Origin of the sequence: Halarcobacter anaerophilus (genome assembly GCF_006459125.1) — a bacterium.
In the GTDB taxonomy this organism is placed as follows: Bacteria; Campylobacterota; Campylobacteria; order Campylobacterales; family Arcobacteraceae; genus Halarcobacter; species Halarcobacter anaerophilus.
Genome location: NZ_CP041070.1, coordinates 235,786 through 252,320 on the forward strand (window position 1 = coordinate 235,786; position 16,535 = coordinate 252,320).

General features: G+C 30.7%; 15 protein-coding genes. 8 read left to right on the forward strand and 7 right to left on the reverse strand.

Translation table 11 applies throughout. The annotated features are described in order from the left end of the window. Window positions 1–2,736 carry a ribosome-associated ATPase/putative transporter RbbA gene (gene rbbA / locus AANAER_RS01215; protein WP_129081428.1) on the forward strand — a complete coding sequence of 912 codons (2,736 nt, stop codon included), beginning with the start codon at window positions 1–3 and terminating at the stop codon, window positions 2,734–2,736. Continuing rightward, window positions 2,736–3,854 carry an ABC transporter permease gene (locus tag AANAER_RS01220; RefSeq protein ID WP_129081429.1) on the forward strand — a complete coding sequence of 373 codons (1,119 nt, stop codon included), beginning with the start codon at window positions 2,736–2,738 and terminating at the stop codon, window positions 3,852–3,854. The genes rbbA and AANAER_RS01220 overlap by 1 nt, the downstream gene beginning before the upstream one ends. Window positions 3,855–3,865: 11 nt before the next feature. Here AANAER_RS01220 and hisIE read toward each other — a convergent pair whose 3' ends face one another. Genes hisIE through AANAER_RS01240 form a run of 4 tightly spaced genes read right to left on the reverse strand, consistent with a single transcriptional unit; the run spans window position 3,866 to window position 6,908 of the window. Then, window positions 3,866–4,549, reverse strand: a complete 684-nt coding sequence (gene hisIE / locus AANAER_RS01225; RefSeq protein ID WP_129081430.1) for a bifunctional phosphoribosyl-AMP cyclohydrolase/phosphoribosyl-ATP diphosphatase HisIE — start codon at window positions 4,547–4,549, stop codon at window positions 3,866–3,868. An 8-nt stretch (window positions 4,550–4,557) separates the two neighbouring features. After that, window positions 4,558–4,854, reverse strand: a complete 297-nt coding sequence (locus AANAER_RS01230) for a hypothetical protein (protein ID WP_044418913.1) — start codon at window positions 4,852–4,854, stop codon at window positions 4,558–4,560. Window positions 4,855–4,889: 35 nt separating this feature from the next. Continuing rightward, a complete protein-coding gene (locus AANAER_RS01235) occupies window positions 4,890–5,975 on the reverse strand; it encodes an SPFH domain-containing protein (protein ID WP_129081431.1) in 1,086 nt (361 codons plus the stop codon). A gap of 12 nt (window positions 5,976–5,987) precedes the next feature. Beyond that, the gene (locus tag AANAER_RS01240) at window positions 5,988–6,908 is read right to left on the reverse strand and encodes a branched-chain amino acid transaminase (protein ID WP_129081432.1); all 921 of its coding nucleotides are present in this window, start codon (window positions 6,906–6,908) and stop codon (window positions 5,988–5,990) included. A gap of 141 nt (window positions 6,909–7,049) precedes the next feature. Here AANAER_RS01240 and AANAER_RS01245 point away from each other — a divergent pair, with 141 nt between their 5' ends. The 3 genes from AANAER_RS01245 (at window position 7,050) to AANAER_RS01255 (ending at window position 12,076) form a co-directional block, all read left to right on the forward strand. Further along, the gene (locus tag AANAER_RS01245; RefSeq protein ID WP_129081433.1) at window positions 7,050–7,652 is read left to right on the forward strand and encodes a class I SAM-dependent methyltransferase; all 603 of its coding nucleotides are present in this window, start codon (window positions 7,050–7,052) and stop codon (window positions 7,650–7,652) included. 81 nt (window positions 7,653–7,733) lie between these two features. Continuing rightward, complete coding sequence (metH, locus tag AANAER_RS01250) at window positions 7,734–11,204, forward strand: methionine synthase (protein ID WP_129081434.1); 3,471 nt, start codon at window positions 7,734–7,736, stop codon at window positions 11,202–11,204. A 20-nt stretch (window positions 11,205–11,224) separates the two neighbouring features. Beyond that, window positions 11,225–12,076: a DMT family transporter gene (locus AANAER_RS01255; RefSeq protein WP_129081435.1), complete on the forward strand. Its 852-nt coding sequence runs from the start codon at window positions 11,225–11,227 to the stop codon at window positions 12,074–12,076. A 38-nt stretch (window positions 12,077–12,114) separates the two neighbouring features. Here AANAER_RS01255 and AANAER_RS01260 read toward each other — a convergent pair whose 3' ends face one another. Beyond that, window positions 12,115–12,711 (reverse strand): DUF2238 domain-containing protein, encoded by a 597-nt coding sequence (locus AANAER_RS01260; protein ID WP_129081436.1) that lies wholly within the window; start codon window positions 12,709–12,711, stop codon window positions 12,115–12,117. A gap of 88 nt (window positions 12,712–12,799) precedes the next feature. Between AANAER_RS01260 and AANAER_RS01265 the strand changes: the two genes are divergently transcribed. The 3 genes from AANAER_RS01265 (at window position 12,800) to AANAER_RS01275 (ending at window position 14,738) form a co-directional block, all read left to right on the forward strand. Continuing rightward, window positions 12,800–13,300 (forward strand): hypothetical protein, encoded by a 501-nt coding sequence (locus AANAER_RS01265; RefSeq protein ID WP_129081437.1) that lies wholly within the window; start codon window positions 12,800–12,802, stop codon window positions 13,298–13,300. A 125-nt stretch (window positions 13,301–13,425) separates the two neighbouring features. Beyond that, window positions 13,426–14,274, forward strand: coding sequence for a RhuM family protein (rhuM, locus tag AANAER_RS01270; RefSeq protein WP_129081438.1), 849 nt, complete (start codon window positions 13,426–13,428; stop codon window positions 14,272–14,274). A 269-nt stretch (window positions 14,275–14,543) separates the two neighbouring features. After that, a complete protein-coding gene (locus AANAER_RS01275; RefSeq protein WP_129081439.1) occupies window positions 14,544–14,738 on the forward strand; it encodes a helix-turn-helix domain-containing protein in 195 nt (64 codons plus the stop codon). 278 nt (window positions 14,739–15,016) lie between these two features. Here the strand turns inward: AANAER_RS01275 and AANAER_RS01280 are convergent, their stop codons facing one another. After that, window positions 15,017–15,445, reverse strand: a complete 429-nt coding sequence (locus AANAER_RS01280; protein WP_129081440.1) for a hypothetical protein — start codon at window positions 15,443–15,445, stop codon at window positions 15,017–15,019. A 162-nt stretch (window positions 15,446–15,607) separates the two neighbouring features. Beyond that, a complete protein-coding gene (locus tag AANAER_RS01285) occupies window positions 15,608–16,339 on the reverse strand; it encodes a hypothetical protein (protein WP_129081441.1) in 732 nt (243 codons plus the stop codon). Window positions 16,340–16,535 lie beyond the last annotated feature (196 nt).

A 16,535-nucleotide genomic window follows, 5' to 3' on the forward strand; every position in this document is an offset into this window, starting at 1 on the left:
ATGCACGATTATGTTGCAAAAATAGAGGAACTCTCGCACAAATACGGGGATGTAGTCTCCTTAGACAATATCTCTTTAACTATTCCAAAAGGCAAAATGATTGGATTTATAGGTCCTGACGGAGTAGGAAAATCAACCCTTTTGGGAATTATTTCAGGCGTTAAAAAAATTCAAGAAGGTAAAGTCGAGGTTTTAGACGGAGATATAAACAATAAAAAATATAGAAATAAAATTTGTCCGGATATAGCTTATATGCCTCAAGGTTTGGGTAAAAATCTTTATATGTTATTGTCTGTATATGAAAATGTAGAGTTTTTTGCAAGATTATTCGGTCAGGAAAAAAAAGAGAGAAAAATAAGAATAGAAGAACTTCTTAAAAGTACAGGGCTTTTAAAGTTCAAAGATAGACCCGCAGGAAAACTTTCAGGTGGAATGAAACAAAAACTAGGACTTTGCTGTGCTTTGATACATGATCCTAAATTATTGATTTTAGATGAACCCACAACAGGAGTTGACCCTTTATCAAGACGCCAATTTTGGGATTTAATAGATAATATCAGATTAAGAAACAAAAATATGAGTGTTTTAGTGGCAACTGCATATATGGAAGAGGCACAAGCTTATGATGAAATTATTGCAATGGATGAGGGAAAAATTCTTATTCAATGCTCTCCGAAAGAACTTTTACAAAAAACTAATTGCGATAATATAGATGAAGCTTTTATTGAACTTCTTCCTGAAAAGAAAAGAAAAGGGCACAAAAAACTAATTGTGCCTCCTATTGATATTTCAAATAACGAGTTTGCGATTCAAGCAAAAAATCTTGTAATGAAATTCGGAGATTTCACTGCTGTTTCAAATGTAAGTTTTGAAATAAAAGAGGGAGAAATTTTTGGTTTTTTAGGTTCAAACGGATGTGGAAAAACAACAACTATGAAGATGTTAACAGGCTTATTAGTCCCAACAAGCGGAGATGCCAAACTCTTTGGCGAATTTGTAAAAGATAACTCTTTGCAGATGAGAAAAAAAGTGGGATATATGACACAAGCTTTCTCTTTATATAAAGAGTTGACTGTTTTCCAAAATTTAGAACTTCATGCGAAACTTTTTCATATCAATAAATCTGAAATCAATAATAGACTACAAGAGATGTTTGAACGTTTTAATCTTGAAAAATATAAAGATGCTATAACAGAGGATTTACCTTTGGGAATAAAACAGAGGTTATCTTTAGCTGCTGCTGTTATTCATAAACCCAAAATGTTGATTCTTGATGAACCTACTTCCGGAGTTGATCCTGTTTCAAGGGATAACTTCTGGGAGCTTCTTATCTCTCTTTCAAGAGAAGATAAAGTTACGATTTTTGTATCTACACACTTTATGAATGAAGGTGAAAGATGTGATAGAATCTCTTTAATGCACCAAGGAAAAGTATTGGCAAGTGCTTCTCCCAAAGAGCTGGTTAAAGCAAAAAATAAAGATAATCTAGAAGAGGCTTTTATAGAGTATTTGCAAGAGGCTGTAAAATCAGATGAAGAACCTTCTTTGGAGCAGATAAAAGAAGAAGAGAAGAGTTTGCAAGAGTTTTCAAAAAGAAAAGAACAAAATAGTTTTTTTAGTTTTTTAAGACTTTTCGGCTACTCTTACAGAGAGTCTCTGGAACTTGTAAGAGACCCTATACGATTGGTTTTTGCTTCATTTGGTATGATTATTTTAATGTTTGTAATGGGATACGGAATTACAATGGATGTAGAGGATTTGAATTTTGCCGTTTTAGATCAAGATAAATCTTTGCAAAGCAGAAATTATATACAAAATGTTTCGGGTTCGAGATATTTCTTAGAAAAATCGGAACTGAGCTCCCAAAACGATTTAGATGAACAAATGAGAAAAGGTTCAATCAGTGTTGCTTTTGTAATTCCTCCAAATTTCGGCAAAAATTTAAATAAAGGGTATGAAGAAGAGATTGCTGTCTGGATTGACGGTGTTTTGCCTTTTAGAGCTGAAACGATAAAAGGATATGTTCAAGGATTAAACTCAAGTTATTTAAAACAAATTGCAGAAGAGTCTTTAGGTATATCTACGGCTTCAAATGTGGATATTCAATTACGGTATCGGTATAATCAAGATTTTAAGAGTATATATTCAATGGTACCTGCGGTAATTCCTATGCTTTTGATTTTTATTCCCGCAATCTTGATGGCTTTGAGTATTGTAAGAGAGAAAGAGTTAGGTTCTATTACAAATTTTTATGCTACTCCCGTAACAAGATTTGAATTCTTAATCGGAAAACAGATTCCTTATATTTTTGTTAGTATGATAAGTTTTTTAGGTTTAATTCTTTTTGCAATTTTTATTTTCGGTGTTCCTTTAAAAGGAAGTATAATAACTCTTTCTATGGGAGCTTTATTATTTGTGATTGTTACGACGGGATTAGGAATGTTAGTCTCCTCTTTTGCAAAAACCCAAATAGCGGCACTTGCAGCAACCGCTATTTTTACTCTTCTTCCTACTGTTAATTTTTCAGGATTAAAAGAGCCTGTTAGTTCACTAGAAGGAGCAGGTTCTTTTATAGGAAGCATTTTCCCTGCAAGTTATTTTATCAATATAAGCAGAGGTGTTTTTTCAAAGGCTGTAGAGTTTAAAGAGCTTCATTTTGATTTTTTTGTTTTGGCAATTACTATAATTATAATTACAATTTTAAGTATTTTAGTTCTAAAAAAACAGGAAGTTTGATGAAAAATTCTATTTTAAATATTTATAATCTAGGTATAAAAGAGCTGAAAACACTCTTTAGAGATAAAGTTATGGCTGTATTAATAGTTTACTCTTTTACTTTTGCTATTTATATAGGAGCCACTTCTCAGTCTACAGAGCTGCATAATGCTTCTATTGCTTTTGTAGACGAAGATCGTTCTACTCTCTCTTATCGTATAATTGAAGCTTTTTATAAACCAAGATTTAATACTCCTGATACTATAAAATTAGAACAAATTGATGCAAATATGGATAACGGATATTATACTTTTGTTATTGTTCTTCCTTCAGGTTTTGAAGAAGACGTATTATCGGGAAAAGATGTGGATATTCAGGTAAATATTGATGCTACAAGGATGACTCAGGCAGGAATCGGAGCAGGATATATTCAAAATATAATTATGCAAGAATTATCGACTTTTTTAAATAGTTCTAGTTCTAGTAAAATAAAAGTTATAAACAGATACAAATATAATCCAAATTTGACAAGTAGCTGGTTTGGAAGTATAAATGAAGTTATAAACAATATTGTAATGCTTTCAATTCTATTATCGGCTGCTGCTTTGATCAGAGAAAGAGAGTACGGAACGATAGAACACCTACTTGTAATGCCTTTAAGCCCAATAGAGATAATGCTTTCAAAAATATGGTCTGTATGTATTATCGTTTTAGTTTGTGTAGCCTTTTCTCTGGTTTTTGTTGTGCAGATGCTTTTGCATGTACCTTTAAGCGGCTCGATTCTTTTATTTCTATTTGCTACTTTACTTGTTTTGTTTGCAACTACGTCAATGGGAATATTTATGGGAACTATTGTTAAAAATATGCCTCAGCTGGGGATGATTTTCATTATAACCATTTTGCCGTTGATTATGCTTTCAGGTGGAATCTCACCTTTTGAAAGTATGCCTAAAATTATACAAATAATTATGAGTTTTATGCCTACAAGTTATTTTGTAGATATCTCACAGGAGATTTTGTTTAAAGGAGCAGGTATAAAAATTGTCTGGAGTGAAATGTTAAAGATTTTCTTAATAGGAGTTGTATTTTTTATATTGACTTTTATTTTCTTTAGAAAAAGTTTAGAGTCTCAGATGTAAATAGAAGAGTTTTACTCTTCTACTCTTGAATTTTTCTCTTCAATTCCAGACATTCCGAATCTTCTAGCTAATTCTTGTTTGATTCTATCCGGACTTATATTTTTTGAAGCAAGGGCAACTAATACATGATAAGTTACATCGGCAGCTTCATAAATAATTTCATCTGTATCATCATCTTTCACGGCAAAAGTGAGCTCTCCAGCCTCTTCAACAATTTTTTTAAGCATTGAATTTTGTTTGCCTTTTAAAAGTTTTGCCGTATAAGATTTTTTCGGATCTTCATTTTTTCTTTCTTGAATTACATGATATAAAGTATCGATTACTCCATAAGCTGCTGTTGTATCAACTTCAACTTTAGATATCTCTTCTTTAGTCTCTAGATTTGTGAAAAAGCAAGATTTTCTTCCTGTATGGCAAGCAACACCGTTTTGTTTTACTTTTAATAAAACCGTATCATTATCGCAATCTACCAAAATTTCTTGAACTTCTTGCGTATGCCCTGAACTTTCGCCTTTTTGCCAAATTCTTTGTTTGCTTCGGCTATAGTAATGAGCTTTTTTTGTTTTTAATGTTAAATCTAATGCTTCTTTATCCATATATGCCAGCATTAATACTTCATTTGTTCCTGCTTCTTGCGTTATAACAGGAATTAATCCATTCATCTTTTCCCAATCTATTAATTCTATATTTTCCATTTTAAACCTTAAAATTTTGTTCCTATATTTACATTTACACCTTCAATGGTTTTGGTATCTTTGTTAATATCGACATTTCCACTGAATTCTAAATCATTCTCTTTGTCTTCTTCACTCTTTTTTAAAGGTACAGCCTCTTTTTTTAGAGGTGTATCCTCTTTTTTTTCATAATCTTTTTTTGTTTTTTCTATAGTCTGTTTAGGTTCGACAAGTTTGATATCTAAATCTTTGTTTTCTAAATTTACATCATCTGCAAAAAGAAGAGAAAAGAGCAAAGGAATAAATAAAATAGCAACTTTATACATATTAAAAGGCTATTTTCAATAAGAGTTTAAAACTCTTATTGATTTATAGCTGTATCTCTTGATTTGTTTTTTGTATCAACCCAAATATTTGGAGTAGAACCGCCAGGAGTTAAGAAAATTTTAGCATCTTTGTTTTCTTTAAGTGCTTCATTAAATTTACCTTGAACTTGAATTTGTTGCATTTGAAGAAGTTTAGGTGTTAAAGAGTTTGCAATCTCTTTATTTGCTTGTGCTTGTGCTTTTGCTTCGATAGTTACGGCATCCGCTCTACCTTTCGCTTCAATTCTGTTTTTATCAGCTTCCCCTTTTGCTAAGGCAGCTTTTTTCTCAGCTTCTTGTTTTGCTCTTTCAACTTCATATCTAACTCTTTGAGCCTCTTGATTTGCTATTTGAACTCTCTCAATTTGATCTTTGATTTTTTGAGGAAGAACAATCTCTCTTAATTGAACTGATTCAACAGAAACAGGTTTTCCTTCAAGTGATTCAATCTGTGTTCGGATTCCATTTTCAATTTTTGTAGCAATTTCATTTCTTCTTGTGGGTAACTCTTCCGCATTAAATCCACCGACAACGTTTCTTACGATATTTCTTACAACCGGGTTTACGATTTTATCTTCCCATGCAGGTCCCCATGTAGCAATTGTTAACGGAGCCCCGTCAGCTGTAAGTCTGTATTGAACGGTAAGTTCAATAGAAACAGGTAAACCTCTGGCATCAAGAATATTAATTGCAGGATTACTTCTAATACTTTGATCAAATCCTGTACTTGTTTCAATAGAAGCATAGTTCATTAACCTAACTTTTGTATCTACAACCGTAACTTTTTGGTATCCCGGAATTATAAAGTGAAATCCAGGTCTTAAAGGAGTCTCTTCATATTTACCTAAAGTTTGTTTAATCCCTACATTCCCCGATTCGATTGTCATGAACGGTTTTGTAATAAATAAAATAGCAATAACTATAATTATTCCATAAATAATTCCCGCTTTTTTCCCGAAATTTTTGAAAAATTCAGGCGGTTCAAAAGGCGGTTGGTATCCTCCTCCGCCTCCTCCATTAGAGTTTCCGCTGTTCTTGTTCTGCTGTTGTCTGTTTTTAAAATAGTCGTTATCTATTGGCATAAATTTCCTTTTTTAGTTTATATATGTCAGATATTTCAAGTATTTTTCATTTTTCCCTGTTACTACATCAAAATATGCACTTTGAAGTTTTTCCGTAATAGGACCTCTTGATCCGCAACCTATTGTTCTACTATCTACATCTCTAATCGGCGTAACTTCTGCTGCTGTTCCCGTAAAGAATGCTTCATCAGCTACATAAATCTCTTCTCTTGTAATTCTTCTTCTTTGAACTTCATATCCTAAATCTTTTGCAAGTTCTATAACGGTTGCTTGTGTTATAGACTCTAAAGAGTTATCGTTTGGCGGAGTAATTATAACACCGTCTCTTACAATAAAAATACACTCACCGCTGGCTTCTGCTATATAACCGTCATCATCTTTTAATAAAGCTTCATCATATCCCGCTTCAACAGCTTCATATTTTGCCATTTGTGAGTTTAAATAGTTTGAAGCAGATTTTGCTTTACCCATTGTAGAGTTATTTGAAGGTTTGTTAAAAGAGCTGATTTTTACTCTTACACCTTTTTTCATTCCTTCTTCACCTAAATATGCTCCCCATTCCCAAGCGGCAACACTAACATTTACGGGGCACTCTTTGTGATAAATTCCCATAACACCGTAACCTAAATAAACAAGCGGTCTGATATATGCACCGTTAAATAATTCATTTTTTTGTAATAATTCAATTTGAGCATTTTTCAGCTCTTCAAAACTAAAAGACATATCCAAAAGTAACATTTTTGCAGAATCAAAAAGTCTTTTAGTATGTTCGTCTAATCTAAATATCGCACATCTTCCATCAGCTGTTTTATAAGCTTTTACACCTTCAAATACTGCATTTCCATAATGTAGTGTATGAGTTAAAATATGAACTTTCGCATCTTTCCAATCAACAAATTTACCATCCATCCAGATGTATTTTGCTTCATTCATTATAAACATCCTATCTAATTTTTAGGTAATATGGTATCTAAAGAAATATTAAACTAAAGTGAGATATTTATTATAACTATAAAAGCAATATAAAACTTATGTTTTTTTGTTAAAATTCAAAGAAAATTATAAGAGGAAGTAATGAGTCAACAACATTTTTGGAATGAAAAATTTGAAAGAGAAGAGTTTTTTTACGGGAAAAAACCAAATGCTTTCATAGAATCTTGTAAAAACTATTTTGATAGAAGTAAAAAATTTTTATGTTTAGGTGAAGGTGAAGGACGAAACGCTATCTTTTTTGCAAAAAAAGGGTTTGATGTAACTGCTTTGGATGCTTCAAATATAGGGCTTAAAAAACTTGAAGAGTTTGCAAAATTTGAAGGAGTTCATGTTTTAACAAAATGTGTGGACTTAAACGAATGGCAACCAAGTAAAAAGTACGGATCTATAGTTGCTTCATATTTACATATGCACAAAGATGAAAGACCAGATCTTTTTAAGAAGATTGAAGATACTTTAGAAAAAGACGGTTATTTCGTAGGAGAGTTTTTTTCGACAAAACAGTTAAATTATAACAGCGGCGGACCTAAAGCTGTGGATTTTCTCTATGCAGTGGAAGATTTTACAAGCTTTTTTGAAAATTGTAGAAAAGTAAGTGTTGAAGAAGTTATTACTCATCTTGATGAAGGATTGGGGCACCAAGGAGAAGCTAGCGTTATAAGAGTTGTTTTGCAAAAAAAATAAACTCTTTTTAAAGCACTTTTTTTATATACTATTTACTTAAAATTATAATAAATATGACTTATTTTATAAAGATTAAGAAGAATGATAAACAAAATAAAAGAGATAATAGAAAACAGAGTTTTAGTTATTGACGGAGCAATGGGAACGCAGCTTCAAATAGCTGATATCAAAAAAGAGAGTTGGCAATATGAAGGAGAAGACTTAGAAGGGTGTAATGAACTTCTAAATTTAACCGCTCCTCATATTTTAGAAAATATCCATGATGCTTATGCAAAATCGGGAGCCGATTTTATTACTACGAATACTTTCGGTTCTATGCCTTGGGTTTTAGATGAGTATGGAATAGCTCAAACCTCATATGAACTTTCAAAATTAGGAGCGCAACTTGTAAAAAAAAGTTGTGAAAAATATAGCACTAAAGAGAAGCCAAGATTTGTTTTAGGTTCAATAGGTCCCGGAACAAAACTTCCGAGTTTGGGTCATATCTCTTATGATGAGATGTTTGAAGGGTATAAAACTATGGCACAAGGTTTGGCTGACGGAGGAGCTGATGTTTTTCTTCTTGAGACTTGCCAAGATCCGCTTCAAATTAAAGCTGCACTTCATGCTCTAAAAGATGCAGCTCCTCAAATTCCCGTTATGGTATCTGTAACTATTGAATTAAGCGGAACAATGCTTATAGGAACAGATGCAATGACAATTGCGGCTATTATGAGTCCTTTTAATATTTTGTCTTTAGGCTTTAACTGCGGAACGGGACCTAAACAGGTACATAAACATGTAAAAGCTTTAAGTGAAGTTTGCAGATTTCCAATTTCCGTTCACTCAAATGCGGGACTTCCTCAAAACAGAGGCGGCGTAACATATTATCCAATGCAGCCAGAAGAGTTTACAAAACTGACTTTAGAGTTTTTAGAGTTTAATGGAGTATCTTTTTTAGGAGGTTGCTGCGGTACAACTCCTGAACATATAGAGGCTTTAAGTAAAGCTTTAAAAGGAAAAATTCCTAAAAAACCAAGCGGATTTTTAAAAGCCTCTTTATCCTCTTTATTTAATGTAGTTCCTTTAAAGCAAGACCCCGCTCCTCTTTTAATAGGAGAAAGAAGTAATGCAACAGGAAGTAAAGCCTTTAGAGAATTGCTTAAGGCAAATGATTATGAAGGAACTTTATCCGTAGGACAACAGCAAGTAAGAGCAGGGGCTCATGTAATTGATGTTTCCGTAGGTTTTGCAGGAAGAGATGAGAGAGAAGATATGGATAAAGTCGTATCTTTATATTCTCAAAAAGTTGCACTTCCTCTTATGCCTGATTCTACACAGATTCCTGCACTTGAAGCGGCACTTAAACAAATAGGAGGAAGACCTATTATTAACTCCGTTAACCTAGAAGACGGAGAAGAAAAGTTTGATACTATTTGTAAATTGGCAAAAAAATTCGGAGCTGCACTTGTTTGTTTGGTAATTGATGAAGTAGGGATGGCAAAAACAAAAGAACGTAAGCTTGAAATAGCCGAAAGAATCTATGATTTATGTGTAAACAGACACGGGTTTAATCCTGAAGATTTGGTCTTTGATATGCTTACTTTTACAATAGGTTCGGGAGATGATGAGTATAGAACGGCAGGAATTGAGACCTTAGAAGCAATTAAAGAGTTTCAAATCAGACATCCTGAAGTGGGTACCACATTGGGACTTTCAAATATCTCTTTTGGACTCTCAATAAATGCAAGAATCTATTTAAACTCAATCTATCTTGACCATTGTGTAAAAGCAGGGCTTACAAGTGCTATTGTAAATGTAAAACATATTCTGCCTTTGAATAAAATAAGTGATGAAGATAGAAAAGCCTGCGATGATCTGATTTTTAACAATCAAGAAAAAGGTGATCCTCTTTTTGCTTTTATCGAACACTTTTCAAATGTTGAGTCTCAAGAAGATACCAGCGATGAAGAGTTTCAAAAATTAGAACCGATAGAGAAAGTTAAAAAACTTCTTTTAGACGGGGATAAAGAGAGAATGCTTCCTTTGGTTGAAGAGTTAAGACATAGTGTAAATCCTGAAATCATAGTAAATGAGTGGCTTATTGACGGAATGAAAGTTATAGGAGAGCTTTTTGGAAGCGGACAAATGCAGCTGCCGTTTGTACTTCAAAGTGCCGAAACTATGAAAGCAACGGTTGATGCTTTAAATCCATATTTGCCAAAAGAGGAAAAAGCCAGTGAAACGGTACTTGTATTAGGAACTGTTAAAGGCGATGTTCACGATGTGGGTAAAAATCTTGTGGATATTATTCTTTCAAACAACGGTTTTAAAGTAATAAATATAGGAATTAAAGCAGATATAAATGAGTTTATAATTGCAGTGCGAGAACATAAAGCACAAGCAATAGGAATGAGCGGGTTACTTGTAAAATCAACTGCCGTTATGAAAGAAAACCTTGAAGAACTTCAAAAGCAGGGCATTGATATTCCTGTTCTTTTAGGCGGAGCAGCACTTACAAAAGGCTTTGTAAATGATTATTGCAGACCTTTATATGATGGACCGATTTTCTATTGTAGAGATGCTTTTGACGGTGTTGTTTCTATGCAAAGAATAGAAGAGGGCGATTTAAGTAATACTGCACTTGCAGCTGATTTAATGGATGAAGATGCAATTACAAAACCAAAAGAAGAAGAGGTGATAGTAAAAGAAGAGGAGGTAGAACTTCCTGTTGAAGCACCTTTTACTTTTCCTCCTTTATGGGGAAGAGTAGCTCAAAATAGAAATATGGTAAATAAAGATTTAGCTTTTAAATGGATAAATCATAGAGTTCTTTTTAGACAAAGATGGGGATATAAAAGAGCTAAACAAAGTTCCGAAGAGTTTTTAAAACATGAAAAAGAGGTTGTAGAACCTCTTTACGAAGAGTTAAAAGAAGAGTTTATTTCAAAAGGACTTTTTGAGCCGATTGCAATTTATGCTTATTATCCTTGTATTGCAAAAGAGAATAAACTTTATGTTTTTGATAAAGAGTATGGTTTTAATTCCCAAGAGGAAGCAAAAAAAGTACCTCCTCTTGAAAAAGCGATAAAAGTTTTTGAGTTTCCAAGACAAAAAAGAAAACCTCATAGATGTATTGCCGATTTTTTTGCCCATGATAGATTGGATGTGGTTGCCTTTTCACTTGCAAGTGCGGGACTTAAACTAAGCCCGTATGAAGCTGAACTTTATAAACAAAGCAAGTTTTCACAGTACTATCAAGTGCATGGATTAGGAGTGGAGTTAGCGGAAGCTTTAGCTGAGGTAATTCATAAGCAAGTTAGACTTGATTTGGATATAGTTCCACATGAAGGGCATACTTTAAATGATGTACAAATGAAACAATACGTAGGTTGCAGATACTCTCCTGGATATGCAGCTTGTCCAGATTTGGAGCTTAGCCGTGAGATTTTTGATTTGTTAAACCCTGAAGAGTTCGGTGTAACTTTAAGTGAGACTTTCCAAATAGATCCTGAACAATCAACTTGTGCTATTATCGTGCCCCATTTTAAAGCCAATTATTACAATATCTAAAAAAATATTAGAGAGAAAATATGAATAATAATACAAAAGGTATTTTAATAACCGCTTTGGGTGTTTTTATAATGAGTTTAGAATCTTTATTTATAAAACTGACTTCCGTCTCGGCTTTTACTTTCTCTTTTTATCTTGGAATATTTATGTTTGTTTCAATGTTTTTCTTCCTTATTCTAAAACAAAGAGATATTATAAGAGATATTACGAAAACATCTTTTTATATTTTTCTTTTATCTGCTATATTGATGGGTAGTGCAAATATTTTCTTTATTTGGGCAATAAAAAGTACGACTGCCGCAAATGTTGTACTTATTATAGGAACAGGAGCTTTGTTTACCTCTCTTTTCTCATATCTATTTTATAAAGAGAAAATAAAAATAAATGTTCTTATTGCTTCATTTTTTATGATTCTAGGACTTCTTATAATCTTTAACGATAAGCTTGGATTAGGTAATCTAAAAGGTAATCTTTTAGCACTTTTATGCACGATTACTTTTTCTTTGTCTTTTGTTTTTATGTCAAAATACACAAATATAAATCGTGTGGCACTAACAGGAATGACGGGAATATCATTAGCTCTAATAGCTTTTTTTGTAAGTGATACAATAAATATTGATTTATATAATCTTGGCGTTGTAGCTTTAATGGGATTAATCATTACACCGTATTCAAGAGTTTTGATATTTAACGGAACAAAATTTATAAATGCAAGTGAAGTTAGTCTTTTAATGATTATTGAAACAGTTATGGCACCTGTCTGGGTTTGGATGGTTTTAAAAGAAGTTCCCAGCACCTATACTTTTATGGGTGGAAGTATTATTTTGTTGACACTAATAGCCAATTCAATTTACATTATGAAAAAAGAGTAGTTCTTTTGGTCAATTTTAGGCTGGGTAATATTTTATATTCATTCAAAAAATTTTTTCAATTGTTTATCGTGATATTTACCTAAAGTTAGTAAAGCAAGAATACTTCCTAAAAGTGCAAATGCCATATCACTTTGGGTATCCCAGATATAACCTTGCGTTCCTAAAAAAGCTTCGGCTTGTGTTCCCGTACATACTGCGACCAGCCACTCAATAACTTCATAAAGTGCCGCAAGAGAGAAGCAGAAACAGACTATAAAAAAGTTTCTCCAAGCGGGATAAGGGATTATCTCTTTTCTAATTAATATCTCCCTTGCAATCATAGCAGGAATAAATCCTTGTGCCAAATGCCCCAATTTATCATAATTGTTTCTTGTTTGATGAAAAAGCTCTTTTATAGTATCAAAAAGAGGTACCTCTGCATAAGTATAGTGACCGCCGATCATTAAAATTATACAATGAATTAAAATAAGAGTATAAAGAAGAGATGTAAGTCTAAAAGTCTCATATGTTAAAGATAATACAACAAATCCTGCAAGGGCAGGTAAAACTTCCAAAAACCAAGTGAAATAATCATGAGGATTAACTGCCGACCAGATTAAAACTCCAAAAAAAACAAATAACCATAAATACTTCATATCTCATCTTACTAACAAATTTTTAACAATTTCAAATAATTTTACTATTAATTTGATAAAATAACCTTCATAAAAAAAGGAATTAGCTATGACAAAAGAAAAAAGCTTAAAAGAGAAAATTTTAGACTATATTTATATCTTATCAAAACAACCTTTACTTCTAAGAGATTTGTTAGAAGCAAACAGACAGTTTAATGAAGGAATGCATGCAGACCCTTCAAAATTGGGTTTTAGATTAAATCTTGCAAGAGCTTATTTAGTATATATTTTAATTGTATTGGCTATTTTAATTCCCCTTTCTGCAATCTTACACCAACCTTTGGCAAATATTGATCCTCATATCTCTATTTTAGGTGCAATGATTATAACAGCAGTTATTTTTATAGGTTTTAATTTTTTCCTTGCAAAAATGAGAGATGAAATTACATATAAACAGATAAAAAGATCTTGGGCACTTAGATTCCCATATTTTCCTTATGATGAATATAATAAAAAAATAGAAGAGATATATTTAAAAGCTATCAAAGAAGAGATTTCAAAAAAAGATTTAGAAAAATATATTTTAGATAATCTTGTTGAAGAGGAGTAATTAAGAGTTTTGATATAAAACTAATTATCTTCAATCTTTTATAAATATATAACAAACTGCAATATTTTTTAGTCAAAATTTATTTTTATGTTAAAGTTTGAAATTACTAAATAAAAGGTAATTTAATGAATAATATATCAAATATTGTAATTTATAATGATGGAGAATTAGAATTAAATGTTTCAATGGATAGTGAAACAGTTTGGCTTACACAAGCACAAATAAGTTGTATTTTTGAAAAAGATCAAAGTGTTATTAGTAGACATATTAATAATATTTTTAAAGATAAAGAAGTTGATAAAAAAAGCAATATGCAAAAAATGCATATTGCAAATTCTGATAAACCGGTAAACTTTTATAGTTTAGATATTATCCTTGCAGTTGGCTATAGAGTAAATTCTGTTAAGGCTATTAAATTCCGACAATGGGCAACCTTGGTTTTAAAAAGTTATATTTTAAATGGTTACACTATAAATAGTGAAAAGATTACGAATGAAAGGTTTGTAAACTTAGAAAATGATGTAAATATTTTAAAATCTCAATTAGATGAGATTAAAACACTTGTAAAAAATAATAAGTTAGAAACTGATCAAGGTATTTTTTACGATGGACAGATCTATGATGCTTACTCTTTTATAAATGATTTGTTAAAACTTGCTAAAGATGAAATTATTTTAATAGACAATTATATAGATGATTCTGTTTTGACTTTATTTAGTAAATTTCCCAATATCAATACAATTATTTATACAAAGAGTATCTCCCCGCAATTAAAATTAGATTTTGAAAAATATGAGAAACAATATAAAAATGTAACTATAAAAACTTTTAAAAATTCTCATGATAGATTTTTAATTTTTGATAAAAAAGAGATTTATCTTATAGGAGCAAGTTTAAAAGATTTAGGTAAAAAATGGTTTGCCTTTTCAAAAATGAATTTAGATATGAAGAACTTCTTTGAAAAGTTAGATTAAATTCATTTTAAAACTAAATATTTTCAAGTAAATTTGAATAATACACAAATATAAAAAATAAAATCAACATAATAAATGTAAATAGTGAAGCAAAGCCGTAGAGTTTTGTTTTTTTCAAAATAGTCCTTAAATAAAGCAAAATATTTTCGTAAAATTTAAATAAACAGAAAAATACTATCTAAATATAGATAATATTTTGCTTTTATATTGAATAAAAGGCAATTATATTGCGAATTTATTTCATAGATTTTTTAATGTAAAGTTATTTTATGAAATTAACACAACAAGACATGGCTAGATTATTAAATATAACTCCTATGACATTAAGAAATTGGCGAAAAGAGAAGCCAAAATTATATGAAATTATTATGAAAGGCTTTGCTTTTGAAGAAGCAGTAAAAAAAGCTCAACAAAATGCCGATGAACTAAAAGCTTTGGAAGAACAGTTTAAAGCAAAAAAATAATAAATTTTTATATGAGTTGATAACCAAATCTTTAAACTTATGACTTAAAAAGTGATTTTTGTTGTTCAAAAAGTCCTAAGGAGTTGAGAGAATCTCTAAATTCTACTTCTTGAACGCTTTTGGGAACAAATTATATCTCTAAATAAAGGTTATAAAGCCAATAAGTTAGATTTTCTAATTTTGTTCCAAAAGTAAGAGATTTAGGAAATTAACGTTTAAAATGAGCCAATGAATTGCCCGCAGGATAATTCATTGGCTCCTCTGATTTGTTAACTGTTTTAATATCCAATTATAAAGCAGCCTTTTACATTGATAAAGTTTTCTTCTCGAAAAAATGAATCAATTCTATTTACAACAGGATCAAAAGTTTTAGTGGTTCGTCCATTATTAGTTTGTCTGACTATTGGTACAATTAATAATAAATAATCTGCTTCTTTACAAATATGACATTTCCATATATCAAGTAAATCCATATTATTTGTTATTGTTTTTCCTCTTTCAACTTCCATGATAATACCCGTTTCATTTATAGGCTTATAATAGTCTGGTCTTAATTGAGGTGTTTTGTAATCAGAAAATAAACCTTTTTTCTCGCTTCTAAAACCTAAGTCTTTACATTTATCAATAAAAATATCTTGTATTTTATGACTTGTAGCATTAACTTGATGGGTTTCATTAATTTTATTTTTTATCTGTTCAATAGACATAAAATCATATATTTCTCGTACTGTAGATTGTGCAAGAATAAATTCTTGATTATTTTTGTCTTGTCCGTATTCAAAATATTCTATGACGATTCCTTTTTCAGTTAACGTTTGAAGTGAGCTAATAAATTTCCCTTAGGGTAATTTATTAGCTCCCCTGATTTGTTATGTACCATTAATTAATTTCCAAATAAAACTTGATAATATATTTATAGATGTAGAAAATACAATAGTTATCAATATGGATAAAAGTGGATATTTTTTAATAAATAACTCAACACTTTTCAACCAAGGTTTCTTTATATTATTAAGCTCTTTTGTGATAATTTTGATAAAATCATCAGGGATCGTTTTTTTGTTTATTCTTGATAAACATTCATCACAAATAATTGGTTTTTCTGTATTGTAAATAATATCATTTTTGTCACCATTTAAATCAAATAAACAACCTCTAGTGTCTTCATGTGTAAACTCATTTACATTAGCACTAAAATCTGAGTTGAAAATTGTATATAAAGCAAATATTTCATAAATATTTTTTAAAATAAAATTTTCTAAAGATATATCTTTTTTAGCTAATACGTATTCTAAGTTTGAAACTGAAATACATATTTTATTTTCACTTATTCTATGCATATAAAAGTTATCTAAAAATTTATAATTCATTACAGCGATGCAAATACCATCACAATTAACATCTGATAAAATACTTTTTACTTCATCAACAGAATAAACTACATCTAAGTAACCATCATTTTTTGATGGGGGTGGCAAGTCATTTTTTCTATCCAATCCCTCAATTGAAAACAGTTCAGATGTATGGTTTTTAATTAAATCAAAATTAACGATTCTATCAATATGTCCAATCATTATAATTTTGATTTTTACTTTAGGCATTCAGTTCATCCTTGTACATAACTATTTATTAAATATACATTATATATAAAACACCCTAAAAATGAACAAATAACATGCACAAAAAGTCTTCTATATCAAAATGCCTACAAAGACCGTAAATAAAGTATTTTTCTAAATATTACTATAAAAAACATTGGAAACTGAGATACTTCTTAAATAAATTTTAAGTTTATGA

What these genes read in the sequence shown, in the direction of transcription:
- rbbA (WP_129081428.1), top strand. Translation starts at nt 1, where the DNA reads ATGCACGATTATGTTGCAAAAATAGAGGAACTCTCGCACAAATACGGG.
- AANAER_RS01220 (WP_129081429.1), top strand. Translation starts at nt 2,736, where the DNA reads ATGAAAAATTCTATTTTAAATATTTATAATCTAGGTATAAAAGAGCTG.
- hisIE (WP_129081430.1), bottom strand. Translation starts at nt 4,549, where the DNA reads ATGGAAAATATAGAATTAATAGATTGGGAAAAGATGAATGGATTAATT.
- AANAER_RS01230 (WP_044418913.1), bottom strand. Translation starts at nt 4,854, where the DNA reads ATGTATAAAGTTGCTATTTTATTTATTCCTTTGCTCTTTTCTCTTCTT.
- AANAER_RS01235 (WP_129081431.1), bottom strand. Translation starts at nt 5,975, where the DNA reads ATGCCAATAGATAACGACTATTTTAAAAACAGACAACAGCAGAACAAG.
- AANAER_RS01240 (WP_129081432.1), bottom strand. Translation starts at nt 6,908, where the DNA reads ATGAATGAAGCAAAATACATCTGGATGGATGGTAAATTTGTTGATTGG.
- AANAER_RS01245 (WP_129081433.1), top strand. Translation starts at nt 7,050, where the DNA reads ATGAGTCAACAACATTTTTGGAATGAAAAATTTGAAAGAGAAGAGTTT.
- metH (WP_129081434.1), top strand. Translation starts at nt 7,734, where the DNA reads ATGATAAACAAAATAAAAGAGATAATAGAAAACAGAGTTTTAGTTATT.
- AANAER_RS01255 (WP_129081435.1), top strand. Translation starts at nt 11,225, where the DNA reads ATGAATAATAATACAAAAGGTATTTTAATAACCGCTTTGGGTGTTTTT.
- AANAER_RS01260 (WP_129081436.1), bottom strand. Translation starts at nt 12,711, where the DNA reads ATGAAGTATTTATGGTTATTTGTTTTTTTTGGAGTTTTAATCTGGTCG.
- AANAER_RS01265 (WP_129081437.1), top strand. Translation starts at nt 12,800, where the DNA reads ATGACAAAAGAAAAAAGCTTAAAAGAGAAAATTTTAGACTATATTTAT.
- rhuM (WP_129081438.1), top strand. Translation starts at nt 13,426, where the DNA reads ATGAATAATATATCAAATATTGTAATTTATAATGATGGAGAATTAGAA.
- AANAER_RS01275 (WP_129081439.1), top strand. Translation starts at nt 14,544, where the DNA reads ATGAAATTAACACAACAAGACATGGCTAGATTATTAAATATAACTCCT.
- AANAER_RS01280 (WP_129081440.1), bottom strand. Translation starts at nt 15,445, where the DNA reads ATGTCTATTGAACAGATAAAAAATAAAATTAATGAAACCCATCAAGTT.
- AANAER_RS01285 (WP_129081441.1), bottom strand. Translation starts at nt 16,339, where the DNA reads ATGCCTAAAGTAAAAATCAAAATTATAATGATTGGACATATTGATAGA.